At 68.4% G+C, this 22,703-nt stretch carries 21 protein-coding genes; 12 read left to right on the top strand and 9 right to left on the bottom strand.

Annotated features, from left to right (window positions below; translation table 11 throughout):
• Nucleotides 1–7 precede the first annotated feature (7 nt).
• Nucleotides 8–1,384, top strand: a complete 1,377-nt coding sequence (locus tag ACLARN_RS25890) for an amidase (protein WP_409494049.1) — start codon at nt 8–10, stop codon at nt 1,382–1,384.
• A 53-nt stretch (nt 1,385–1,437) separates the two neighbouring features.
• Here the strand turns inward: ACLARN_RS25890 and ACLARN_RS25885 are convergent, their stop codons facing one another.
• Together ACLARN_RS25885 and ACLARN_RS25880 are read right to left on the bottom strand one after the other, a co-directional pair.
• Nucleotides 1,438–2,658, bottom strand: coding sequence for an MFS transporter (locus tag ACLARN_RS25885; RefSeq protein WP_409494048.1), 1,221 nt, complete (start codon nt 2,656–2,658; stop codon nt 1,438–1,440).
• Nucleotides 2,655–3,173: an ArsR/SmtB family transcription factor gene (locus tag ACLARN_RS25880; protein WP_409494047.1), complete on the bottom strand. Its 519-nt coding sequence runs from the start codon at nt 3,171–3,173 to the stop codon at nt 2,655–2,657. The genes ACLARN_RS25885 and ACLARN_RS25880 overlap by 4 nt, the downstream gene beginning before the upstream one ends.
• Nucleotides 3,174–3,281: 108 nt before the next feature.
• Between ACLARN_RS25880 and ACLARN_RS25875 the strand changes: the two genes are divergently transcribed.
• Entirely contained in the window at nt 3,282–4,256 is a 975-nt protein-coding gene (locus ACLARN_RS25875) for an aldo/keto reductase (protein WP_409494046.1), read from the top strand.
• Here the strand turns inward: ACLARN_RS25875 and pqqB are convergent.
• The 5 genes from pqqB to pqqA form a co-directional block, all read right to left on the bottom strand.
• Complete coding sequence (pqqB, locus tag ACLARN_RS25870) at nt 4,253–5,116, bottom strand: pyrroloquinoline quinone biosynthesis protein PqqB (RefSeq protein ID WP_409494045.1); 864 nt, start codon at nt 5,114–5,116, stop codon at nt 4,253–4,255. The genes ACLARN_RS25875 and pqqB overlap by 4 nt on opposite strands.
• Nucleotides 5,113–6,201, bottom strand: a complete 1,089-nt coding sequence (gene pqqE / locus ACLARN_RS25865) for a pyrroloquinoline quinone biosynthesis protein PqqE (protein ID WP_409494044.1) — start codon at nt 6,199–6,201, stop codon at nt 5,113–5,115. The genes pqqB and pqqE overlap by 4 nt, the downstream gene beginning before the upstream one ends.
• Nucleotides 6,192–6,464 (bottom strand): pyrroloquinoline quinone biosynthesis peptide chaperone PqqD, encoded by a 273-nt coding sequence (gene pqqD, locus ACLARN_RS25860; protein ID WP_409494043.1) that lies wholly within the window; start codon nt 6,462–6,464, stop codon nt 6,192–6,194. The genes pqqE and pqqD overlap by 10 nt, the downstream gene beginning before the upstream one ends.
• Before the next feature lie 2 nt (nt 6,465–6,466).
• The gene (pqqC, locus tag ACLARN_RS25855) at nt 6,467–7,147 is read right to left on the bottom strand and encodes a pyrroloquinoline-quinone synthase PqqC (protein WP_409494083.1); all 681 of its coding nucleotides are present in this window, start codon (nt 7,145–7,147) and stop codon (nt 6,467–6,469) included.
• Between the two features lie 103 nt (nt 7,148–7,250).
• Nucleotides 7,251–7,346 carry a pyrroloquinoline quinone precursor peptide PqqA gene (gene pqqA / locus ACLARN_RS25850; RefSeq protein WP_076160001.1) on the bottom strand — a complete coding sequence of 32 codons (96 nt, stop codon included), beginning with the start codon at nt 7,344–7,346 and terminating at the stop codon, nt 7,251–7,253.
• Nucleotides 7,347–7,686: 340 nt separating this feature from the next.
• Between pqqA and ACLARN_RS25845 the strand changes: the two genes are divergently transcribed.
• Nucleotides 7,687–8,673: a PQQ-dependent sugar dehydrogenase gene (locus tag ACLARN_RS25845; RefSeq protein ID WP_409494042.1), complete on the top strand. Its 987-nt coding sequence runs from the start codon at nt 7,687–7,689 to the stop codon at nt 8,671–8,673.
• A 75-nt stretch (nt 8,674–8,748) separates the two neighbouring features.
• On the opposite strand, the gene ACLARN_RS25840 is transcribed toward ACLARN_RS25845, so the two are convergent.
• The gene (locus ACLARN_RS25840; protein ID WP_409494041.1) at nt 8,749–10,125 is read right to left on the bottom strand and encodes a WS/DGAT/MGAT family O-acyltransferase; all 1,377 of its coding nucleotides are present in this window, start codon (nt 10,123–10,125) and stop codon (nt 8,749–8,751) included.
• 95 nt (nt 10,126–10,220) lie between these two features.
• Between ACLARN_RS25840 and ACLARN_RS25835 the strand changes: the two genes are divergently transcribed.
• The 9 genes from ACLARN_RS25835 to ACLARN_RS25795 all read left to right on the top strand — a co-directional run bounded on the left by ACLARN_RS25835 (nt 10,221) and on the right by ACLARN_RS25795 (nt 21,667).
• Nucleotides 10,221–11,234: a glutathione S-transferase family protein gene (locus ACLARN_RS25835; RefSeq protein WP_409494040.1), complete on the top strand. Its 1,014-nt coding sequence runs from the start codon at nt 10,221–10,223 to the stop codon at nt 11,232–11,234.
• Nucleotides 11,218–12,375, top strand: a complete 1,158-nt coding sequence (locus ACLARN_RS25830; protein ID WP_409494039.1) for an NAD(P)/FAD-dependent oxidoreductase — start codon at nt 11,218–11,220, stop codon at nt 12,373–12,375. Before ACLARN_RS25835 ends, ACLARN_RS25830 begins: the two co-directional genes overlap by 17 nt.
• Nucleotides 12,368–12,991: a pyridoxamine 5'-phosphate oxidase family protein gene (locus ACLARN_RS25825; protein ID WP_409494038.1), complete on the top strand. Its 624-nt coding sequence runs from the start codon at nt 12,368–12,370 to the stop codon at nt 12,989–12,991. Before ACLARN_RS25830 ends, ACLARN_RS25825 begins: the two co-directional genes overlap by 8 nt.
• 169 nt (nt 12,992–13,160) lie before the next feature.
• Nucleotides 13,161–14,792: a thiamine pyrophosphate-binding protein gene (locus tag ACLARN_RS25820; RefSeq protein WP_409494037.1), complete on the top strand. Its 1,632-nt coding sequence runs from the start codon at nt 13,161–13,163 to the stop codon at nt 14,790–14,792.
• Nucleotides 14,789–16,849 carry a hydantoinase/oxoprolinase family protein gene (locus ACLARN_RS25815; RefSeq protein WP_409494036.1) on the top strand — a complete coding sequence of 687 codons (2,061 nt, stop codon included), beginning with the start codon at nt 14,789–14,791 and terminating at the stop codon, nt 16,847–16,849. The genes ACLARN_RS25820 and ACLARN_RS25815 overlap by 4 nt, the downstream gene beginning before the upstream one ends.
• On the top strand, nt 16,846–18,543 hold the full coding sequence (locus ACLARN_RS25810; protein WP_409494035.1) for a hydantoinase B/oxoprolinase family protein: 1,698 nt from the start codon (nt 16,846–16,848) through the stop codon (nt 18,541–18,543). The genes ACLARN_RS25815 and ACLARN_RS25810 overlap by 4 nt, the downstream gene beginning before the upstream one ends.
• 2 nt (nt 18,544–18,545) lie before the next feature.
• The gene (locus ACLARN_RS25805) at nt 18,546–19,331 is read left to right on the top strand and encodes an SDR family NAD(P)-dependent oxidoreductase (RefSeq protein ID WP_409494034.1); all 786 of its coding nucleotides are present in this window, start codon (nt 18,546–18,548) and stop codon (nt 19,329–19,331) included.
• 4 nt (nt 19,332–19,335) lie between these two features.
• Nucleotides 19,336–20,028: a GntR family transcriptional regulator gene (locus ACLARN_RS25800; RefSeq protein ID WP_409494033.1), complete on the top strand. Its 693-nt coding sequence runs from the start codon at nt 19,336–19,338 to the stop codon at nt 20,026–20,028.
• A gap of 367 nt (nt 20,029–20,395) precedes the next feature.
• Nucleotides 20,396–21,667 (top strand): aspartate aminotransferase family protein, encoded by a 1,272-nt coding sequence (locus ACLARN_RS25795; RefSeq protein WP_409494032.1) that lies wholly within the window; start codon nt 20,396–20,398, stop codon nt 21,665–21,667.
• A 1-nt stretch (nt 21,668) separates the two neighbouring features.
• On the opposite strand, the gene ACLARN_RS25790 is transcribed toward ACLARN_RS25795, so the two are convergent.
• A complete protein-coding gene (locus ACLARN_RS25790; protein ID WP_409494031.1) occupies nt 21,669–22,673 on the bottom strand; it encodes a GlxA family transcriptional regulator in 1,005 nt (334 codons plus the stop codon).
• Nucleotides 22,674–22,703: the final 30 nt, after the last annotated feature.

Below are 22,703 nucleotides of genomic sequence, written 5' to 3'. Positions count from 1 at the left end.
GGGCCGGATGAACGACACCAAGTTGACCGCGAGTGAGCTGGTCGCCGCGTATGCCACCGGAGAGCTGTCACCGGTCGAGGCCACCCAGAACGCTTTGCGCGTCATCGAAGAACGGGACGGCGAGACCAACGCCTACTGCTTGGTCGACGCCGACGGTGCACTCGAACAGGCGAAAGCGTCCGAGATCCGCTGGCGGGACGGTAATCCGATCGGCTGGCTCGACGGTGTGCCCGCTTCGATCAAGGACATGTTCCTGACGCAGGGCTGGCCGACGCTGCGCGGCTCGCGGTGCATCGACCCCGACCAGCAGTGGGACGTCGACAGCCCCGTCACCGCCCGCCTGCGCGAAAACGGCTTGGTGCTGCTGGGAAAGACCACGACGCCGGAACTCGCGTGGAAGGGCGTCACGGACAACACGCTGACCGGGATCACCCGTAACCCGCACGACCCGTCGACGACGGCGGGCGGGTCCAGCGGTGGCAGCGCCGCGGCCGTCGCGGCCGGGATGGGCGAGCTCTCCGTCGGCACCGACGGCGGTGGCTCGATCCGGATTCCGGCTTCGTTCTGCGGGATCGTCGGCCTCAAGCCGACACACGGCCGGATCCCGCTGTTCCCGGCGAGCCCGTTCGGCCCGCTCTCGCACGCGGGCCCGCTGGCACGTTCGGTGGACGACACGGCACTGCTTCTCGACGTCCTCGCGATGCCCGACTACCGCGACCCGGCCGCGCTCGCTCCGCCCGTCTCGACCTTCCGCGAAGCCGTCCGCAGGGATGTGCGCGGGTTGATCGCCGCCTACTCGCCGACACTCGGTTACGTCGATGTCGACCCGGAGGTCGCGGAGATCGTCAAGTCGGCGGTCCAGTCGCTGGGCGACGCGGGCCTGCACATCGAAGAGACCGATCCCGGCTTCACCGACCCCAAGCCCGCCTTCGACATCCTGTGGTCGACGGGTGCGGCCAAGTGGCTGGACACCTTCCCCGCCGGATCGGACGAAAGGGTCGACCCCGGGCTGCGGAAGGTATGGGAATTCGGCAAGACCTTCTCGGCGAGCGACTACCTCGGCGCCAACGCCGAGCGGGCCGCGCTGGGCATCCTGATGGGCGAGTTCCACACGCGCTACGACGTGCTGATCACGCCGACCGTCCCGATCCCCGCCTTCGAAGCCGGGCACGAGGTGCCGCCGGGCAGCGGGATGAGCGGCTGGCCGGACTGGACGCCGTTCACCTACCCGTTCAACATGACCCAGCAGCCCGCCATCAGCGTTCCGGCGGGCCGCACCTCCAGCGGCCTTCCGGTCGGCTTGCAGATCGTCGGCCCCCGGCACTCCGACGACCTGGTGCTCGCGGTCGCGAAACTCCTCGAGGAGGTCCGTCCCTGGCCGTGACCAGCGGAAAGGGAGCAAGGGACCTTTGCTATCGCCTGGCGAGGTCGGTGAGGTCAGGATTGGGCGGCGTGGGTTTTCCGGACCAGGCCGCGCACCTGCCCACTGCACAGGGCGAGGCAGGTGGCGACCACGACCAGCCCGGCGCACGCGAGCAAAGTCGTGTCGGCGCCGAAGTGCTGCGCGGCTGGCCCCGCCGCCATCTGGCCGAGCGGCAGGGCGATGAAGGAACCGAGCATGTCGTAGGAGTAGACACGCGCGAGCTTTTCCTCGGGCACGTTCTCCTGCAGCGAGACGTCCCACGCCACCACGAACTGCTCGATCGCCATGCCGGAGACGAACATGGCCGCCAGCAGTAGGGGCAGCCATGGCGCTTGGCCGAGCAGGATCAACGGCGGCGCTTCGAAAAGGATCACCGCGACCCCGACGAACAGTGCGCGCCGCGGTTGCCATCGGGCCACGAGAACTCCGCCGACGAGTGAACCGATCGTCTGCGCGGCGAGGGCGAATCCCCAGCCGGAGCGGCCGAAGGTGCTGTCGGCGACGAGGGGGCCGAGCACTGCGATACCGCCGGCGATGACGGCGTTCACGACCATGAATTGCACGACCACGACCCACACCCAGGTCCGTGACCGGAACTCGCGCCAGCCTTCGGCGAGTTCCGCCAGCGGACGGCTGCCGGGGATCCGTTCCCGGCGGTTGAGGCGGATGCGCCCGTAGGACAGGGCGGAGCCCAGGAACAGCAGCGCATTTCCGCCGAGCGCCCAGCCAGGGCCGACCGCGGTGACCAGGACGCCGCCGAGCCCGGCGCCGGCGATCCGGCCGGAATTCGAGAGTAGTCTGCCCAGCGCGTTGGCCTGCGTCAGCAGGACGGCGGGCACCGTCAACGGGGTGAGCGACGCCGAAGCGGGGGCGGAGATCGCGGCCACCGCGCCGTTGACCACGCTCAGCCCGACGAGTAACGGAATCGATGCGAATCCACAAAGGACACTCGCCGCGATGGTCGCCTGGGTCAGTGTCGCGGCGAGTTCGGTGCCCTGCAAGATCACCGAGCGCGGAAGCCGGTCCGCCAGCACCCCACCGAACAGCAGCAACACGACGCTCGCCACCGACCGCGCGCCGACGACGATGCCGATGTCGACGGCCGAACCGGTCAGGTCGATCACCGCGAACGCCAGCGCGAGCGGCGCGACGGCGTTGCCGAACTCCCCGAACGTGCGGCCGCCGATCAGCCAGCGGAAGTTGTGGTGGCGCAGGGGTTCACGCAGTGAAGTCACGGTCGCGTCATTTCGAACAGCGAAACCGTCGCGCTGACCGGGATCGTGCCCCGGGTGCGGGGCGGTCGCGCGGCGGTGTGCAGAAGCCTGCTCAGTTCGCGGGCGTGTTCGAGCGCCTGCTCCCAGGTCTCGCGGTCGACCCACATCTCCGCGTCGGTCATCGCCCCTTGCTCGCCGAGGACACGGAATTCGCTGCGGCGCTTGAGTTCTTCCGCCATCGCCGTGAGAAGAAGGTGCTCCTCCCGCGGATTCGCCGATGTGAACCGTGCGCCGGACTCCGGGTCATGCCGGTAACGTTTCGCCAGCCCGCCCCGGATCCGGACCTCCTCGGCGACGTCGAGCAGTCCGGCTTCGTGCAGCCGTCGCAGGTGATAGCTGACATTCGCTTGTGTCTCACCGAGTTCGCGCGCGGCTTCGGCCGCACTCATCGCGACACCGGTCAAAAGCGACAGAATGCGCAGCCGCACGGGATGGGCGAGGACGCGCAGCTCGTCAAGGCTGGGGGACTCGGACACGGGACCGAGTATCGACTGCCGGGACACCGACCGTCAAACAGTTATTTGGGGGTTTCGTTGGCCGGGAGATCCGGTGCACTGGTCCGATGTCTGTGTTCTGCTGGAGGTATGCGTACGACGACATTGGGCAAGAGCGGTCTCGAGGTGTCGAGGATCGCCTTCGGCACCTGGCAGCTCGGCGGGGACTGGGGCTCGTTCGACGAGGACGCGGCGATCGCCGCCATCCACCACGCGCGCGAACTCGGGGTCGACTTCTTCGACACCGCACAGGCCTACGGTTTCGGGAAGTCCGAAGCGATGCTCGGGAAGGCGTTGCGCGAGGAACTCAAGCGCGACCGCGACAACCTCGTCATCGCCACGAAGGGCGGCATCAAACCGCGTTCCGAACGGCCGCGCGACTCCCGGCGCGAATGGCTGACGCAAGGAATCGAGGACAGTCTCCGCTTCCTCGACGTCGACCACATCGACCTCTACCAGATCCACTGGCCCGATTCCGACGCCCCGGCCGAGGAGACCGCGGGGATCCTGCAAGAGTTCGTCGACGCCGGGAAGGTCCGGCACATCGGCGTTTCGAACTACGACACCGCGCGGCTGGCCGACTTCGACAAGACCCGTCCGGTGGAAACCCTTCAGCCGCCGTATCACCTGTTCCGCCGCGACATCGAGGCCGATCCGCTGCCGTACGCGCGGGAGAACGACATCGGCGTGCTCGTGTACAGCCCACTGGGCAGTGGCCTGCTGACCGGATCCTTCACGCCGGAGACGACGTTCGAGAAGACCGACTGGCGCTCGCGCTCGTCGGCGTTCACCGGAGAGACCTTCCGGCGCAACCTCGCCATCGTCGACAAGCTCAAGGATTTCGCCGCGGACAAGGGAATCTCGGTCAGTCAGCTCGCGATCGCGTGGACACTCGCCCAGCCGGGTGTGCACGTCGCGATCGTCGGCGCGCGCAAGGCGGCCAACATCGAAGCCAGTCTCGCCGCGGCCGACGTCGACCTGACCGCGGACGAGCTCGCGGAGATCGACAGCCTCACCGCCGACGCCGTTCCCGTTTCAGGTGCGAGCCCCGAAGGTATCGCCTAAAGCTTGAATTCAGTGCCGTCCAAGGGAAGTGAGGCACCGCCGTCCAGCACGGCGGCGTGCTCCGGCGAGGACGGTTCGACGACAGGGTTCGTGTTGTTCAGATGCGTGTACGCCCAACGCGGACCAGGGTGGAGCTTCGCGAGACTGCCGGTGATCGGCAGATGCCCCATCGCCAGCTGGGCGCCGTCGCCGACCTTGGCCGCGGTGGCGCCCGACATCTCGTCCGGCGCGTAGAAGGTTCCGTCCAGCAGCACCAGATCCGCGCCGTCGGTGAAGGAATCGAACCCGTCCGGCCAGCTCTTCAGACAGGGCGCGTACACGAAGACGCCGCCGGTCTGGACGTCTTCGATCCGGTACGCCACCACCCACGGGCCGTCCTCAGTGGACGAACGCGCGTACTTCGGGCGTTTGTCGCTCACGGGAAGCGCGCTCACCCGGAGCCCGTCGATGGCGATTCCCGAGGCCGGAAGCCAATCCCAGCCACCATAGCCGTCGATGATCGACCGCGCGGGGAACTGATCGGACAGCGCGTGCAGCACCGCGTCCGGTGCCCACACCGGGAGTCCGCCTGCTTCCCGTAACAGCAGCAGGCCGAGCGAATGATCGAGTTCGGCGTCGGTGAGCAGCACTCCGCGCAGCGGGATCTCCCTCGGCCCCGGCCCGGCCCGCAGTGGCGGTGTGGCGAGGATCTGCGCGCGAATGTCCGGAGACGCGTTGAGCAGGTACCAGCCCTCGCCGTCCGCGCTCACCGCGACGCAGTCCTGCGTGCGTGGCGGAGCGTCCGAAGTGCACAGTGCGCAGGCGCAGTTCCATTGCGGGAAACCGCCGCCCGCCGCGGTTCCGAGCAGGATCACCCTCATCGCGGCGCCCGCATCACGAGTTCGTCCGTTTTCGGGGGTGTGGCGAGGATGAGATCGACGACGTCGCGCCGCGGCGATCGCGAGCACACCGGATCGGTCGCCGCGGCGTCACCGGTGAGCTGGAACGCCTGGCAGCGGCAGCCACCGAAGTCGATCGAGCGCCGATCACAGGTGCCGCAGGTGTCCGGCATCCAGTCCTCACCGCGGTACGCGTTGAAGGAACGGGATTCGTACCAGATCCAGGCCAGTGGTTTGTCCCGCACGTTGTCGAACTTCAGCGTCTCGATCGCGGTCGACGCGGGGCACGGCAGCACGCTCCCGTCGGGCGCCACGGTCAATTGCCGTGCGCCCCAGCCGTACATGCACGGCTTGGGGTACTGCTCGTAGTAGTCGGCGACGACGTAGATGATCTCCATGGTGCCGCGCAGCCGTTCGGTGGCCGCGCGCACGATCGGCTCGGCCTCGTCGAGTTGCCGCCTGGTCGGCATCAGGGCATCGCGGTTCCGCAGAGCCCAGCCGTAGTACTGCGTGTTGGCCAGTTCGAGCCGGTCCGCGCCCATTTCCTCGGCCAGGTCGATGATCCCGGCGAGCTGGTCGTGGTTCTGCCGGTGCAGGACCACGTTCACCGAAAGCGGCAGCCCGGCCTTCTTGATCAGTTTGGCGACGACCAGTTTCCGGTCGTGGGCCCGCGCACCCGCGAGCCGGTCCGCGCGCTCTGCGGTCGCACCTTGGACGGACAGCTGGATATGCGCGATACCGCGGTCAACGAGATCGTCCAATCTGGACTCTGTGAGTCCGAGGCCGGACGTCACCAGGTTGACGTAGCAACCCAGTTTCGTGGCGTGCTCGACCAGGACAGGCAGATCCGGCCTGGCGAGTGGTTCGCCGCCCGACATGTGCACCTGGAGCACGCCCAGTTCCCGCGCCTGCGAGAGGACGGACAACCATTCCTCTGTGGACAGTTCGCTGTCGCGGGTGATCAGTTCCACCGGATTCGAGCAGTACGGGCAGTGCAGCGGGCAACGATGGGTCAGTTCGGCCAGCATCCCCAGCGGCGGTGCCGCGGTCGAGGTGTTCAGGTCCATTCGACGATCCGCCGATCTCCCAGCCGGGACAGGACGTCCAGGATTTCTTCCTCTCGCACACCGGAATAGCGCTCGCGCAAGGCCGAAGCGATCGCCGCGACGTCTCCGACCCCGTCGCAGAGTGCGAGAACGGCCGCCGCGGTCGGATTCGGGACGAGTACGCCTTCGGGGAACAGGAGGACGTGCGTTTCCCTGGTCTGGTCGTAACTCAGCCGGACCCCGCGCCGCAGTCGCGGCACGGAACCGGTGGTGATGGTGGTCATCGCTACTCCTTGGCCGCGGCGCGCTCGATGGCGTCGAGCATGGACCAGAGCACGTCGGTCTTGAACGACAGCGCGGCGATCGCCTTCTCCTGCTGCTCGCGGGTGACGGCGTACCGCACGACGATGTCGAGTGTCCCCTTGCCCTCACCGGAGACCTTGTCGATGCGATTGGTGAAGTAGGCGAGGTCTTCCGGCGAGATCCACGAGTAGTTCGCCAGCATGTCGGCGACTCGTCGTTGCATGAGGTGGCCGGCGAACATTTCGGTCAGCCCCGAAGCGACCGCTTCGAGCCAAGGCTTCGTGCGGGCGAAATTCACGTAGGCGTCGACGGCGAATCGCACGCCGGGGGCGACGTGCCGCTGATCGAGAACCTCTTCGCGGTCGAGCCCGACCGCGGTGCACAAACGGAGCCACCGCTCGATTCCGCCGTCTCCGGCTTCCGCTCCGTCGTGATAGACGATGCGGTCGAGCCATTCCCGGCGGATTTCCGGCACCGGGCAGTTGCTGATGATCGCCGCGTCCTTCTGCGGCAGCACGCACTGGTAGTACCAGCGGTTCGCGGCCCAGATCTTCAGCTCGTACTCGGACAGGTCCCCGCCGTGCATCCGGTGGTGGAACGGGTGCGTGCCCCAGTAGCGATGGGAGAGCCCGCGCAAGGCCGCGATGAATTCCGGCGGCGACATCGGCGCGGCGGAAAGGGAAAGAGACACGGTGCTGCCTCCAGCGGCTCGCTCATCGGGACGGCGGCACGGTGGTGGGGGACGGCCCCCACCACCGGGTGGGAAGTCAGTCCTCCATGCGGGCCGCGTAAGCGGTGACCTCCATGGGAGTTTCGTACTCGACGAAGTCGGGCGTGGTCCATACCTCGATGGGTTCGATCATTTTCGTGCTCCTCGGATCGCTGACGTTCATCCCCGGAACGTCCACATGGGAACGAACCGGGCCGAGCACCGTCACCCTAGAAGCGGGGCGCCGATTCTGACCAGACGTAAGGTCCAAGTTCAGGAGGCGTTTTGTAAAGTTTCCTACCTATGGCGGATCGAGTCGCCCCGCCGGTCACGCTCGGCGCACACAACGGTTAACGGCAAGCGCTTTCCTTACCCCGTCCAGTGGTGTCCGTTTCGTCCTACGGTGTGTTTGTATCCAACCCGACGGGTGAACCCCGGCCACCCGTCTTCCGCCGCCATCCGAGCTCCAGGGGTGTAGCTGAAGGAGGCGTCCCATGTCCTTACGTCGTACTCTCGCCGCCACGTTCGCCGCCGCGACGGCCGTGTCGATCGCGGCCGTCCCGGCGGCCGCCGCCGAAGCGCCGTCCATCCAGGCGATCAGACAGCTCGCCAGTGGCCTCAACCAGGCCTGGTCGATCGACTTCCTGCCCGACGGCACCGGCCTCTTCACGCAGAAGGACGCCAGGACGATCAGCAGGATCGACAAGGCGGGCAAGGTCACCACGGTCCAGACCATCCCCGGGGTGAGCGTCACCGTGGAGGCCGGTCTGCTCGGCATCGCCGTCTCGCCGAACTACGCCACCGACGAGACGGTCTTCATCTACTACACGACCAGTTCCGACAACCGCATCGCCAAACTGAAGCTGGGGCAGACGCCGACGCCGATCGTCACCGGCATCCCGCGTGGTTCGCAGTACCACCACGGCGGGCGGATCAGGTTCGGCCCCGACGGCTACCTCTACGCGGGGACCGGCGACGGCCAGAACGGCGCCAACGCGCAGAACAAGAACTCCCTCGGCGGCAAGGTCCTGCGGGTCACCACCGACGGCGCGGCCGCGCCGGGCAACCCGTTCAACAGCCGCGTCTACTCCTACGGCCACCGCAACGTCCAGGGCCTGACCTGGGCGAACGGGCAGCTGTACGTCTCCGACATCGGTGCCAACAGGCTCGACGAGCTGAACAAGATCGACCCTGGCAAGAACTACGGCTGGCCGACCTGCGAGGGTCCGTGCAACACGGCGGGGATGACCAACCCGGTCAAGGCCTGGCCGACGTCTTCGGCGACGCCGAGCGGGCTGGCGGCCTACAAGGGTTCGCTGTACATGGCTTCGCTCAAGGGCGGCACGTACAAGCTCGACCTGAACGGCAACGGCGGCAAGCTCTGGACCAACCTCGGCCGCACGCGTGACGCCACCGCCGGCCCCGACGGTCAGCTCTACACGATCACTCCGGGCGCCCTGTACGTCTCCGACGGGAGCTAGCCCCTGACGCAATTCGGCACCTGGTTGCGGTGGTTCGACATCGAACCACCGCAACCAGGTGCCGAATTGCGGGTGTCAGCTGCGCCCAATAGATACAGCGTGTTCGAGTTCGGCGAGCGCGGTGTCCAGGTGGGTCAGGATGCGCTGGAGATGCGGGACGCTCCGGCGGCAGCCGGTGATGCCGAAGTCCAGGTTGTCCCCGTTGCTGGTCAGCGTGATGTTCAGCGCCTGCCCGTCGAGCAGCACCGACGCCGGGTAGATGCCGTCGAGCGACGCGCCGTTCCAGTACATCTGCTTGCGTGGCCCCGGCACGTTGGAGATCACCAGGTTGAACGGCGGTTTCGTGTTGTTCACGAAACCAGGGAGCGGTGACACGCCGAGCTGGGCGACGTTGATCCCCGACAGCAGCAGGGTCTGGAGCGGGGTCAGCTCAGAGAAGAGCTTCTTCCCGTTGCGCATGGACGCGTTGATCGCCGCGAGCCGCCCCGCCGGATCGGTCAGATGGGTGGCAAGGTTGCACAGCAGCGCGCCGATGTTGTTGCCCGACGCGTCGCCGCTGTCCTTGCGCCGCAACGAAACCGGGACCATCGCGGTCAGCGGCGCGTCGGGAAGCGCGTTCTGTTCGATCAGGTAGTCCCGCAGCGCGCCCGAGCACATCGCGAGGACGACGTCGTTGCGCGACACCCCGGCGGCGGTCGCCACCTTGCGCACCCGGTCCAGCGACCACGACTGCGCGGCGAACCGCCGGGCCCCGCCGATCGGCACGTTCAGCATCGTCTTCGGCGCCTGCGACGGCAGCGTGAGCGTGTGCTCCTGGAACGCCTCCCGCGCCACCTTCAACGCGGCGGGCGCGATGCCGGCGAGCTGGTTGACCGTCTTGCCCATGCTCTGGAACACCGACGGCGACGCCTTGCCGTTGCGGCTCGCGTCCGGTTTGGGCCGGGAGCCCCACGGCGGCGGGCAGTCGAGATCGTTCGGGTCGTCCGACAGCGTTCCCTGCAGATGCCGCAGCGCCGAGACGCCGTCCATCAGCGCGTGGTGGATCTTGCTGTAGATCGCGAACCGGCCGTCGTGGAGGCCCTCGACCAGGTGGATCTCCCACAGTGGGCGGTGCCTGTCGAGCAGCGTGCCGTGCCAGCGGCCGGTCAGTTCCAGCAGTTCGCGGATCCGGCCGGGCTGGGGCAGCGCCGAATGCCGGAAGTGATAGTCGAGTTCGAGTTCGGAATCGGTCGCCCAGGCGATATGGCCCGCGGTACCCACCGGCCTCGCGGGGCGACGGCGGAACACGTCGCGCATGTTGCCGGATTCGAGCATGTTCTTGCGGACGTCACGCAGGTAGTCGGGGCCGGCGCCCTCGGGTTTCTTGAACAGTTGCAGTCCGCCGACGTGCATCGGATGTTCGCGCGTCTCCACGAGAAGGAACATCGAGTCAGTCACGGGCATCAACGGCATCGTGGGACCACCTTCCGCGCGGCGGCGTGCGAGCACGCCGGGTGCGAGAGTCTACGCACACCGAAACCACCTTCTCACGCTTTAGGGTGACTGACATGACGATCCCGACTGATCCGGAGACGGGCGAGTTCAGCCGGTCCGCCAACCACTTCGACGCGCGCATCACCGCAGACGGCGGCGAAGGCTGGCCGGTGGAGGCAGGAAGATACCGGCTGGTGGTGAGCCGTGCCTGCCCCTGGGCGAGCCGGGGTCTGATCGTCCGGCGGCTCCTCGGTCTCGAGGCCGCGCTGAGCGTCGCCGTCGCCGACCCGATCCAGGACGACAAGAGCTGGCGGTTCACCCTCGATCCCGATGACCGGGACCCGGTACTGGGCATCAAGTACCTGGCCGAGGCCTATCACGCCGCGGATCCGCACTACATGGGCGGGATCAGCGTGCCGGCCATTGTGGACATTCCGAGCAAGCGGCTCGTGAGCAACGACTATCCGCGGATCACGCTCGATTTCTCCACCGAATGGACCAGCCTTCACCGGCCCGCCGCGCCCGACCTCTATCCCGAGCGGCTGCGCGACGAGATCGACGCCGTCAACGTCGGCGTCTTCGCCGATGTCAACGCCGCCGTCTACCAGGCCGGTTTCGCGACCAAGCAGGCCGCGTACGAGGACGCGTACACCCGGCTCTTCGCCATGCTGGACGTGCTTTCCGAGCGGCTGGAAAACCAGCGTTACCTCGTCGGCGACACGATCACCGAGGCGGACATCCGGTTGTTCACCACGCTCGTCCGCTTCGATCCGGTCTATCACGGGCATTTCAAGTGCAACCGGAACAAACTGGCCGAAATGCCGGTGCTGTGGGCCTATGCCCGCGACCTCTTCCAAACGCCGGGCTTCGGTGACACCGTCGACTTCGACCACATCAAGCGGCACTACTACGCGGTGCACGGGCAGGTGAACCCGACGCGGATCGTCCCACTGGGACCGGATCTGTCCGGCTGGACGACGCCGCATCACCGGGAGCAGCTGGGCGGGCGCCCGTTCGGCGACGGCACACCGCCGGGACCGCCGCCCGAGGACGAACGGATCGGGGAAACGGATGGAGCCACTTCCTGACCGCACCGACGTCGTCGTGATCGGCGGCGGCATCATCGGGGTCAGCTGCGCGTACCGGCTCGCCGCCGCCGGTGTCCCGGTGCTGCTGCTCGAACGCGACAGCCTGGGCGCGGGCTCGACGGGGAAGGCGGCGGGCGGGATCCGGTCGTCGTTCACCACGCACGTCAACATCGAGATCGGGCTGCGCGGGCTGGCCGAGTACGCCTCCTTCGTCGAGACGTACGGGGCCGAGATCGACTTTCGCCGCGACGGCTACCTGTACCTGGTCACCGACCCCGCGGACCTGCCGGAGTTCGAGCGCTGTGCCGAGTTGCAGAACTCCTACGGCGTCCGCAGCCGGCTCGTCGAACCGGCCGAAGCGCGGCGATTCTCCCCGCTGATCGACACCGAAGGCGTGGTCGCGGCGCTGTGGTCGCCGGACGACGCCAAGGCCACGCCGGACTCCGCGGTCCAGGGTTACGCGCGGGCGGCCCGCGCGCACGGCGCGGTGCTGAAGACCGGCGTCGAGGTCGTCGGGATCGAACGCGACGGCGACGAGATCACCGGCGTCCGGACCAGCGAAGGCTTCGTACGGACGGACGCGGTGGTCTGCGCGGCGGGCGCGTGGTCGGGGAAGGTCGGCGAGTTCGCCGGCGTCGACCTGCCGGTGCGGCCGTTCCGCCGTCAGGTCGTGTTCACCGGCCCGGTCGACGGCCTGCCCGAATCCGTGCCGCTGACCATCGAGATGCCGTCGGCGTTCTACTTCCACCGCGAGGGTCGCGGCCTGGCGATGTCCTTCTGCGACGGTGACGGCGACCCCGGGTTCGACAGCCGGTACCAGCCGGGCGACTGGCTGCCGAAACTCGCCGAGATCGCCGCGCGGCGGGTGCCCGCCGTACTCGACGCGGGGATCCGCGGCGGCTGGGCCGGGCTGTATGAAGTGACCCCCGACCGCAACCAGATCGTGGGGGAAAGCGTGCAGGTGTCGCGGTTCTTCTACGCGACGGGGTTTTCGGGACACGGGTTCCAGATGGGCCCGGCCGTGGGGGAGCTCGTGCGGGACCTCTACCTGGGGCGGGTCCCGGCCATCGACATCACCGGGCTCGACGTGCGCCGGTTCGCCGGCGACCGGGCCGTGACGAGGGAGCACAACATTGTCTGACGGGTTCATCGAGGTCACCACCGAGGCGGAGCTGCGCGAGATCCTGCCGCCGCCGCTGGAACGGACGGCGAACAAGGCGCGACCCAAACTGCACGAGATGGACCGGCAATGGCTGGCGGAATCGCCGTTCGTGCTGATCGCGACGTCGGCGGCGGACGGCACCTGCGACGTCTCGCCGAAGGGCGACCCCGCCGGGTTCACGCTGGTACTGGACGACACGCGGATCGCGATCCCGGAGCGCCCCGGCAATCGCCGCGCCGACGGGTTCCACAACGTGCTGTCGAACCCGCACGTCGGGCTGATCTACCTGATCCCCGGCCGCGGTGACACGCTGCGGATCAACGGCCGCGCGCGGCTGGTGCGGGAGGCGCCGTTCTTCGACGACATGATCGTGAAGGGGAGCAGGCCGAAGCTCGCGCTGGTGGTCGACATCGACGAGATCTTCCACCACTGCCAGAAGGCGTTCATGCGGTCGAAGCTCTGGTCGCCGGAGACCTGGACACCCGACGCGATGCCGTCCAGGGCGGTCATCGCCAAGACCTTCGAACGGCCGGAGGAGACCGTGGCCGACCTGGAGGCGTATTACGGTCCTGCCTACGCGGCCGGGTTGTACTGACCTCGCGAGTAAGGCATCGGGTGTCGCGAAAGCCACTTTCGGGATATCAGGCGTCCCGAAAGTGGCTTTCGCGACACCGCCACTCCGCCCTGCACGGATCTGCGAACCACTCACGAGGCCCTTTCCCGATGGTTGCTGGATCGTTGAACGATCTGGCACTATCGGCGAGGTGCCTTCACCCACCGGAGCCCAGCATCTGGCCGACGCGCTGACCGCTCTGGGGACCGAAGTCGTCTTCGGTCTCCCTGGGGTGCACAACCTGCCGTTATGGGAGGCGCTGGCCGATACGGACATCCGGCTCGTCGGGGTCCGGCACGAGCAGACGGCCGGGTACGCGGCCGACGGTTACGCCCGCGCGACCGGGAAGCTCGGCATCGCCATGGTGACCACGGGGCCCGGTGCCGCGAACACGCTCGCCGCCGTCGGCGAGGCGATGGCCTCGGCCGCGCCGATGCTGGTCATCGCGACCGACATCCCGTCCACGTTACGGCGGCCGGGCGTGGTCCGCGGCGTCCTGCACGAGACTTCGGATCAGCAGGCGATGTTCGCGCCGGTCACCAAGGCCGGGTTCACCGTCCAGAGCGCCGACCAGGTCGCCGCCACCCTCCACCGCGCGGCCCGGCTCGCGCTCCAGCCGCAGAGCGGGCCGGTCTACCTCGGCATCCCGACCGACTTCCTGTCGGAGCGGACACCGGCCCGTCGTCCGCCGAGGTCGCACGCCCGGCCGTCCGAGATCCCCGACCTCTCCGAGGCCGAGGCGCTGCTGGCCACCGCCGAGCGGCCGGTGATCTGGGCGGGCGGCGGCGCGCTGCGCGCCGGGGCGGGTGAGGCGATCGGGAAACTCGCCGAACGGCTGGCCGCGCCGGTGCTCACCACGTTCGGCGCCCGCGGGCTCCTGCCGGTCGACCATCCTTGTCTCGCCCCGAACCCGGTGCACGCGCCCGAGGTCGGCGCGCTGTGGGACGAGGCCGACGTCGTCCTCGCCATCGGCACCGACTTCGACGGGCTGATGACGCAGAACTGGCTGATGCCGCAGCCGAAGAAGCTCATCGCGATCAACGTCGACCCGGACGACGCGGCCAAGAACTACCAGCCGGACATCACGCTGGTCGGTGACGCCCGTGTGCTCACCGAGGCGTTGAAAGTCGAGGAACGGCCCGGGATCGCGGCGCTCGTCGGCAGGCTCGCCAAGGTTTCCGCGCGGGTCCGGCAGCGGATCAAGGAAGAGGAACCACAGGCCGCCGACCTTTTGTCCACTTTGGACGAAGTGTTGCCGCAGGACGCCGTCGTGGTCGCGGACATGTGTGTGGCCGGGTACTGGATCGGCGGATTCCACCGCGTTCGTGCCCCGCGCAAACTCGCGTACCCGATGGGCTGGGGCACGCTCGGCTACGGCTTCCCGTCCGCGCTCGGCGCCGCCGCGGCGGGCGTCGGACGCGCGATCTGTATCAGCGGCGACGGCGGTTTCCTGTTCGGCTGCGGCGATCTCGCCACGCTGGCGCAGGAACAGCTACCGGTCACGGTGATCATCGTCGACGACGGTGGCTACGGCATGCTCCGGTACGACCAGGATCGCGCCGGGCTGCCGCGCCGCGGCGTCGACTGGGACAGCCCCGATTTCGTCGGCCTGGCCCGGTCTTTCGGGGTGCACGCGGACCGCGTCTCCGGCTTCGGGCGCGCGTTCCGGCGGTTGCTCGGTGAGTTCGTCGAGTCCGACGAGCCGAACGTGCTGGTCGTCCGCGCGAAGATGGCGCCGCCGCTCAACACCTCGCCGCGCTGGTACCGCAAGGGTTCTTCGTGACCGGGCTCCGCGTCGGCGTGGACATCGGCGGCACGTTCACCGATCTCTGCGTGCTCGACGAGACCGGTGTCGTCGCCGTCGGCAAGGTGCTGACGACGCACGACGAGCCCGCCCGCGCGGTCGAGGAAGGTCTCAAAAGGACACTCGCCGACGCTGGACTGGACGCGGCCGACGTCGAGCAGTTCGTGCACGGCACCACACTGGTCACGAACGCGCTGATCGAACGCAAGGGTTCGCGCACCGCGCTGCTGGCGACCGCCGGTTTCCGTGACGTGCTGGAGATGCGGCGCGAGCACCGGTACGAGCTGTACGACCTGCTCATCGAGCTGCCGAAGCCGCTGGTCCCGCGCCACCTGCGGTTCGACGTCCCCGAACGGATCCTCGCTGACGGGACCGTCCACACCGGACTGGATGAGGACTATGTCGCGCGTCTCGGCCGTGAGCTGGACGCCCGCGGTATCGATGCGGCGGCGATCTGTTTCCTGCATGCCTTCACGAATCCCGCGCACGAACGCCGGGCCGCCGAAGTGCTCAAGGAGGTCGCGCCGCGGCTCCGGGTCGCGTTGTCCAGTGAGGTCGTCCCGGAGATCCGCGAGTTCGAACGCGCGTCGACCACGGTCGCGAACGTGTACGTCCAGGACCTCACCGAACGCTATCTGCGCGATCTCGAACGACGTCTGCACGAGGCCGGAATCCGGCCGTCGCCGCACATCATGCTGTCCAACGGCGGGATCGCGACCGTCGACACAGCCGCGCGTTACCCGATTCGCATCCTCGAGTCCGGCCCCGCGGGCGGGGCGCTGGCCGCCTCCGCGATCGGGTCCGCGGCCGGTGTCGAGGACTTGCTGGCCTTCGACATGGGCGGCACGACGGCGAAACTGTGCATGATCTCCGGCGGCGCACCGCTGGTGACGCACGAGTTCGAAGTGGACCGGAAGTACCGGCTGCTGCCGGGATCCGGGCTGCCGGTCAAGGTCCCGGTCACCGACATGATCGAGATCGGTGTCGGCGGTGGCTCGATCGCCCGCATCGACGCGCTCGGCCTGCTCACCGTCGGCCCGGATTCAGCCGGTTCCGAGCCCGGCCCGGTCTGCTACGGACGAGGCGGCACCGAACCCACCGTGACCGACGCCGACCTCGTGCTCGGCTACCTGGATCCCGGATATTTCCTCGGTGGCGGAATGACTTTGGACGCCGAGGGCGCACGCGAGGCGATCCGGTCGAAGATCGCCGGACCGCTCGGCGTCAGCGTGGAAGAGGCCGCCTGGGGTATCCACACCAGCGTCAACGAGGACATGGCGAACGCCGCCCGCGTCCACGCCGTCGAACGGGGCAAGGATCCGGCGAAGCTGCCGATGTTCACTTTCGGCGGCGCCGGACCGGTGCACGGTGTCGGCGTGGCGCGGGCGCTCGGCGCACCCGAGGTGGTCGCCCCTCCTGCGGCCGGAGTCCTGAGCGCGGTGGGATTCCTCACCGCACCGCTGGCCTTCGACTTCGTGCGCTCGGCACGTTCGGCGGTACTCGATCTCTCCGGAGAACAGGTCGACGCGCTCTTCGCCGAGATGGAGACCGAGGGCAGGGAACTGCTGGAGAAGTCCGGTGTGGACGGTGCGCGGGTGACGCATCGCCGGATCGCGGAGATGCGGTACTCCGGGCAGGGCTACGAGATCCGCGTACCGGTCGAGCCGGGGAAGTGGCCGGAGTCGCTGGTCGACGCGTTCACCGAGACCTATCGGACGCTCTATCGGCGGACCGGGCCGGACGTCGCCGTCGAGGTGCTCAACTGGCGGGTCGTGTCGAGCGGCCCGGTGCCGGCGGTCACGCTGAAACTCGCGGCCGCCACGGTCGAAGGTGACGCGCGCAAGGGGAGTCGTCCGGCGTACTTTCCCGCCGAGGGTGGATTTGTCGACACAGCGGTGTTCGACCGGTACCGGCTCGCGCCCGGTGATCGCGTCGAGGGTCCGGCCATCGTCGAGGAGCGTGAGTCCACTGTGGTCATTCCGCCGGGCGCTCGGTGCGTGGTCGGCGACGACGCCGGTCTGGTGGTGACGGTATGAGCGTCGACCCGATCCTCGTGGGAGTGCTGGGAAACCGGCTGCACTCGATCCTGGCCGAGCAGCAGAACGCGCTCGTCAACACGGCGTTCTCCTCCGTGGTGCGAGAGTCGCTCGACCTCGCCTGTGCGGTGTTCGACTCGCGCGGCGAGATGATCGGCCAGTCCGTCGGCGGGACTCCCGGCCACATCAACGCGATGGCGACCGGGATGCACCACTTCGTCGCCGCGTACCCGCCGGAGACCCTGGAGCCGGGCGACGTTCTGCTCACCAACGACCCGTGGCAGACGGCCGGGCAGATCAACGACATCACCGTCGCCACACCGGTCTTCCTGCGTGGACGGCTGGTCGCGTGGTTCGCTTCCTGTTGCCACGCACCGGATATCGGCGGTCGGCTGGTTTCGGCCGAGGCCAACGAGGTCTTCGAAGAGGGGCTGCGCCTGCCGATCATGAAGTTCCTCCGCGCGGGCGAGGTCAACGCGGATCTGGAACTGCTGATCCGCGCGAACGTCCGTACACCCGAAGAGACCATCGGCGATCTGTACGCCCAGGTCACCGGGAACGAGGTCGGCGCGGCGAGTCTGGTGCGGTTGCTGGAGGAATTCGCTCTCGACTCGCTCGACGATATCGCCGCGGAGATCATGAATCGCTCCGAGCGGGCACTGCGGGACGCGTTGGCGAAACTGCCGGACGGCAGGTACACCAGCGAGCTGGTGACCGACGGGTTCGACGACGAAGAGGTCGTCCTCAAGGTCGCCGTGACCATCGACGGTGACGAGATCCGTCTCGACTTCGCCGGGTCGTCGCCGCAAAGCCGTCGCGGGATCAACGTCGTTCTCAACTACACGCGGGCGTACGCCTCGTTCGCGGTCAAGGCGGCCATTTCCCCGGAGGTGCCGCACAACGCGGGTTCGTTCCGGCCGGTGCACGTCACCGCGCCGGAAGGATCGGTGCTCAACTGCACGCCGCCCGCGCCGGTCGCGTCCCGGCACCTGATCGGGCACTTCCTGCCGTCGCTGCTGATCACCGCGCTCCACGAAGCGTTACCCGGCAACGCGTTGGCACACAGCGCGGACGCGTTGTGGATGACGATCTGGCGCGGCGCCGACGCGGTGGGCGACGAGTTCATGCTCAATGTCTTCCAGACCGGCGGGATCGGCGCACGGGCCACAAAGGACGGTCTGAGCACCACCGGATTCCCGAGTGGACTGCGGTCCACCCCGACGGAGGTCATCGAGACGATGGCGCCGCTGATCCAGCGCGAACGCGTGCTGCGAGCGGATTCCGGCGGCGCCGGACGGCGGCGCGGCGGCCTCGGCCAGCGCACGTCGATGGCGGCACGCGGCGAGATCTCGTGGAGTGTCAACGGGAACGTCGATCGGGTACTTCGACCGGCGTCCGGTGTGGACTCGGGGCATGATGGCGCCGCGGGCCGGTTCGGGCTCTCCGGTGGAGCCGACCTGCCGTCGAAAAGCCGGGTGAATTTGCGGCCGGACGACGTCGTGGACGTGATCCTGCCCGGCGGTGGCGGATACGGCGACCCGTTCGACCGGGAGCCGGAAGCCGTGCTCGCCGACGTCGTCGATGGTTACGTCTCAGTGGAAGCGGCGCGCGAACTGTACGGCGTCGAGGTCACCTATCACGGAGAACCCGGGGCGCTGGTGCGGCTTCCGGAAGACTACAGAGGGAAGAGATGAGCATGGGTCGGCTGGCAGGCAAGGTCGCGGTGGTCTTCGGCGGCGCGAGGGGCATCGGTCTCGCCACCGTGAAGGAGTTCGTCGCCGAGGGCGCGACCGTGTTCTCCAGTGACATCCGCGATCCAGCGGAGTCCGTCGACGGCGCCCGACACTCCCTTGTGGACGCTACCGACGAGGGACAGGTCGACGAGTTCGTGCGCGGTGTCCTGGCCGAAACCGGCCGGATCGACGTGCTGTTCAACAACGTCGGCATCCACCTCGGCAAGCCGCTGGCGGACACCACACTGGCGGAGTTCGACAACATCTTCGCGCTGAACGTGCGGGCCGCCTTCCTCGGTACGCGAGCGGTGCTGCCGCACATGATCGCGAACAAGGCGGGCAGCATCATCACCACGTCGTCCAACGGTGGCGTGATGGGCCGCCCCGGCGACCCGGTGTACAACGCCACCAAACACGCGCTGGTCGGCCTGACGAAGTCGATCGCCGTCGCGCACGCGCACCAGGGGATCCGGGCGAACACGGTCAACCCGGGCGCGATCGACACCGACATGCTGCGCGGCACACTCGCCTCCCCGGAGGACTTCGAGGCGAAGCAACACCAACTGACCGCGAGCACACCGGCCGGGCGGGTCGGCGAGGCGTGGGAGGTCGCGAAGGCCGTCGTCTTCCTGGCGAGCGACGAATCCCGGTTCATCAACGGGGTCGCGCTCCCGATCGACGGCGCCAAGGCTGCCGGTGCCATGCCGGGCAACCGGTACAGTCTCGACTTCGAACTCGGTGTCAGGTAGCGCCATGTCGACTCCTGCCGCCGAGGAGACACTGGCCCGTGACCGGCCCCTGCTCGAACGGAGCGGGACGGCGGAACGGGTCGCCGAGATCCTGCGCCAGCGCATCACCGAAGGCGTTTTCCCGCCGGGGTCGAGGCTTTCCGAACCGTCGATCAGCGCCGCGCTGGGCGTTTCGCGCAACACCCTGCGCGAGTCGTTCCAGCTGCTGGCGCACGAACGGCTCGCGGTGCACGAACTCAACCGCGGTGTGTTCGTCCGGGAGCTGACCGCGCAGGACATCTCGGATCTCTACGTGATGCGGCGGGTCACCGAATGCGGTGCGCTGCGACGCGCGTCCGAACTGTCCACTGTGGATCTTTCGGCCGTCGCCGACGCGGTGCGGGAAGGCCGTGTCGCGGCGGACGAAGGCGACTGGCAGGCTGTCGGGACCGCGAGCATCGCTTTCCATCAGGCGATCGGCGACCTGGCGGGCAGCGAGCGGGTCAGCACGACGATGCGTCAGGTGCTGGCGGAGACCCGGCTCTTCTTCGTGCTGGCGGAGAACACGCGGACGTTCTTCGAACCGTTCCTGGTGCGGCACGAGCGGATCTTGCGGGATCTGGAGCGCGGACGGTTCGGGCCCGCGGAGGCGGCGCTGGAGAAGTACCTGCGGGATGCGGAGAAGCAGCTTCTGTCCGCTTACGACCGCCGCGGCTGAAGGGGACTTTCCCCGCATCGCACGCGGTGAAGGGAGCTTTCCCCGCATGCCATGCGGGGAAAGTCCCCTTCAGCTCGCGGCGGCCGCCGCCGGAACGGCGCAGAGGGCGGTGAGCGTGCAGGCGGCGACGAGCGCGCCAGCGAGACGACGCATAAGTTCCTCCCAGAATGCTCAACTCTGAACAAACTCACTCATCAAACAACAGGATCGACCGGCGCGGGCAAGAGCCGATGGGATGGTGCCGGAATTCACCGCCGGTTGCCGTGACAGACCGGACAGGTCCGCGGCGCGAACTGTGCACGATGGAGTGTTCGCGCCGCGGCCGGATCCGGGTGAGGATGGGGGCACGAGCACAAGGAGGAAGATCATGGTGTCGTCGGCGTCCGCGCACAATCCGCTGTGGCATCCCTTCGCGGACATGGGAGCGGTCGATGGCGACCGGCTGGTCATCACCCGCGGTGAGGGTTCCTACGTCTGGGACGACGAGGGGAAGCGTTATTTCGACGCGACCGCGTCGCTTTGGTACGCGAACTTCGGACACGGGCGTGAGGAGATCGCGCTGGCCGTCGCGGACCAGCTGCGGACGCTCGATTCGTACAACCTGTTCGGCTACCACGCCAACGAGCCCGCGCTGAAACTCGCCGAGCGGGTCTCCGCGCTGGCACCGGAGCCGGGTTCGAAGGTGTTCTTCGGCTCGGGTGGCGGTGACGCCATCGACACGGCGGTCAAGATCGCCCGCTCGTATTTCGCGCATACCGGGCGCCCGGAAAAGGCGCACGTCATCGGGCGGGTGCAGGGCTACCACGGCACCCACGGTTTCGGCACGGCCGTCGGGGGCATCGCGGCCAACGCCGTGGGTTTCGGGCCGCTGCCGGGCGACTTCTCGCACGTGCCGTACGACAGTGCCGAAGCGCTCGAAGCTGAGATCCAGCGGGTGGGTCCGGAGCGGGTCGCGGCGTTCTTCTGCGAACCGGTGATCGGCGCGGGCGGCGTCCTGCTGCCGCCGGACGGCTACATCGAGACGGTCGCCGAGATCTGCCGCAAACACGACGTGCTGTTCGTCGCGGACTGTGTGATCGCGGCTTTCGGGCGGCTGGGGACCTGGTTCGGGATCGACCGGTGGGCCGTGAAGCCGGACATGATCACGACGGCGAAGGGCATCACCGGCGGGACGATCCCGCTGGGTGCGCTGATCGTCGCGCCGAGGGTGGCCGAGCCGTTCTTCACCGGCAAGCCGGGGGCGCCGGTGCTGCGGCACGGCGCGACCTACGCGGGGCATCCGGTCGCCTGCGCCGCCGGGAACGCGACGCTGGACATCTACGAACGCGACGGGCTCATCCCGCGCGGACGGGAACTGGAGAAACCGCTGGCGGACGCGCTTTCCGGACTGGCGTCACATCCGTTGGTCGCGGAGGTGCGAGCTGGGTTGGGCTTCCTCGGCGCGGTGGAACTGAAGGCAGACTTCCTGGCGTCCGACGCCGGCGCGCCGAACCGGTTGCAGCGGATCGCGCGAGAGGAAGGCGTCCTGGTGCGGAACCTGGCCAAGGGGATCGCGGTCTCGCCGCCGCTGATCGCCGGAGAGGCCGAACTGGACCTGCTCGCCTCGGCCTTGCCGCGTGCGCTGGACCGGCTCGGCTGAGTCACCCGGCGACAGCGGTCACCTGAGGCTGCCGCGGGAAGGCGTTCCGGTAGGCACCGGGTGAGACGCCGACCTGCTTGAGGAAGTGGTGGCGCAGGTTGTTCGCGGTGCCGAGACCGCTGAGTTCCGCGATCCTCTCCACCGGGAGGTCGGTCGATTCCAGCAGGCTCTGCGCTTGGGAAAGACGCTGGGTGAGCAGCCATTGGAGCGGTGTCGTGCCGGTGGCCTGTTGCAGACGCCGGTAGAAGGTCCGGCGGCTCATCATGGCGCGCCGCGCGAGATCTTCGATCGTCAGCGGCCGGTCGAGATGCGCTCTCGCCCAGTCGAGCACCGGCGCCAGCCCTTGGTCGTCGGTGGCCGGGACGGACAGGTCGATGAACTGGGCCTGTCCGCCCGGCCGGTGCGCGGGCACGACCATCCGGCGGGCCAGCTGGTTGGCCACATGCGCTCCGAGATCGCGACGGACCAAGTGCAGGCACAGATCCAGGCCGGCGGTCATCCCGGCGCTGGTGAGCACGTCGCCGCCGTCCACGTAGAGCACCGAGTCGTCGACCTCGACCTCGGGAAAGCGCTCGGCCAGCAGTGCGGTGTGCATCCAGTGCGAGGTGGCGCGACGGCCGTCGAGCAGCCCGGCCTCGGCGAGCGCGAACGCGCCGGAGCACAGGGAAACCATCCGTGCGCCCGCGTCGTGGGCGCGGCGCAACGCGCTGATCAGCTCGGGTGAGACCGGCGCGCCTTCGCTGAGGACCTCGTCCGGTACCGACGACACGATGACCGTGTCGGCGCCGACGATGTCGTCGAGCCGGTACGGGGTGCGCAGCGCGAATCCCGGGGCGGCCTCGGAGGCCCTGTCGCCGGTCCCACACATCCGGAGGTCGTACCAGGGGTCGGCGAGATCGGGCTGCGGCATCCCGAAAACGGTGGCGGGGATGCTCACCTCGTACAGGTCCCAGAAGGCGACCCCGATCTCCTCGGGGACGACCAGGGCGACCGAACCAGCGCTCATGGCCACATCCTATGGCACGAATTTGGTGGT

This window comes from Amycolatopsis sp. cmx-11-12 (assembly GCF_046269425.1).
Taxonomy (GTDB): Bacteria; Actinomycetota; Actinomycetes; order Mycobacteriales; family Pseudonocardiaceae; genus Amycolatopsis.
This window is presented reverse-complemented; position numbering and strand designations above follow the sequence as displayed.

Bases quoted from the DNA above. Each gene is read 5' to 3' on its own strand.
- ACLARN_RS25890 (WP_409494049.1), top strand. From the start codon at position 8: ATGAACGACACCAAGTTGACCGCGAGTGAGCTGGTCGCCGCGTATGCC.
- ACLARN_RS25875 (WP_409494046.1), top strand. From the start codon at position 3,282: ATGCGTACGACGACATTGGGCAAGAGCGGTCTCGAGGTGTCGAGGATC.
- pqqB (WP_409494045.1), bottom strand. From the start codon at position 5,116: ATGAGGGTGATCCTGCTCGGAACCGCGGCGGGCGGCGGTTTCCCGCAA.
- pqqE (WP_409494044.1), bottom strand. From the start codon at position 6,201: ATGGACCTGAACACCTCGACCGCGGCACCGCCGCTGGGGATGCTGGCC.
- pqqD (WP_409494043.1), bottom strand. From the start codon at position 6,464: ATGACCACCATCACCACCGGTTCCGTGCCGCGACTGCGGCGCGGGGTC.
- pqqC (WP_409494083.1), bottom strand. From the start codon at position 7,147: ATGTCGCCGCCGGAATTCATCGCGGCCTTGCGCGGGCTCTCCCATCGC.
- pqqA (WP_076160001.1), bottom strand. From the start codon at position 7,346: ATGATCGAACCCATCGAGGTATGGACCACGCCCGACTTCGTCGAGTAC.
- ACLARN_RS25845 (WP_409494042.1), top strand. From the start codon at position 7,687: ATGTCCTTACGTCGTACTCTCGCCGCCACGTTCGCCGCCGCGACGGCC.
- ACLARN_RS25840 (WP_409494041.1), bottom strand. From the start codon at position 10,125: ATGCCGTTGATGCCCGTGACTGACTCGATGTTCCTTCTCGTGGAGACG.
- ACLARN_RS25835 (WP_409494040.1), top strand. From the start codon at position 10,221: ATGACGATCCCGACTGATCCGGAGACGGGCGAGTTCAGCCGGTCCGCC.
- ACLARN_RS25830 (WP_409494039.1), top strand. From the start codon at position 11,218: ATGGAGCCACTTCCTGACCGCACCGACGTCGTCGTGATCGGCGGCGGC.
- ACLARN_RS25810 (WP_409494035.1), top strand. From the start codon at position 16,846: ATGAGCGTCGACCCGATCCTCGTGGGAGTGCTGGGAAACCGGCTGCAC.
- ACLARN_RS25805 (WP_409494034.1), top strand. From the start codon at position 18,546: ATGGGTCGGCTGGCAGGCAAGGTCGCGGTGGTCTTCGGCGGCGCGAGG.
- ACLARN_RS25800 (WP_409494033.1), top strand. From the start codon at position 19,336: ATGTCGACTCCTGCCGCCGAGGAGACACTGGCCCGTGACCGGCCCCTG.
- ACLARN_RS25795 (WP_409494032.1), top strand. From the start codon at position 20,396: ATGGTGTCGTCGGCGTCCGCGCACAATCCGCTGTGGCATCCCTTCGCG.
- ACLARN_RS25790 (WP_409494031.1), bottom strand. From the start codon at position 22,673: ATGAGCGCTGGTTCGGTCGCCCTGGTCGTCCCCGAGGAGATCGGGGTC.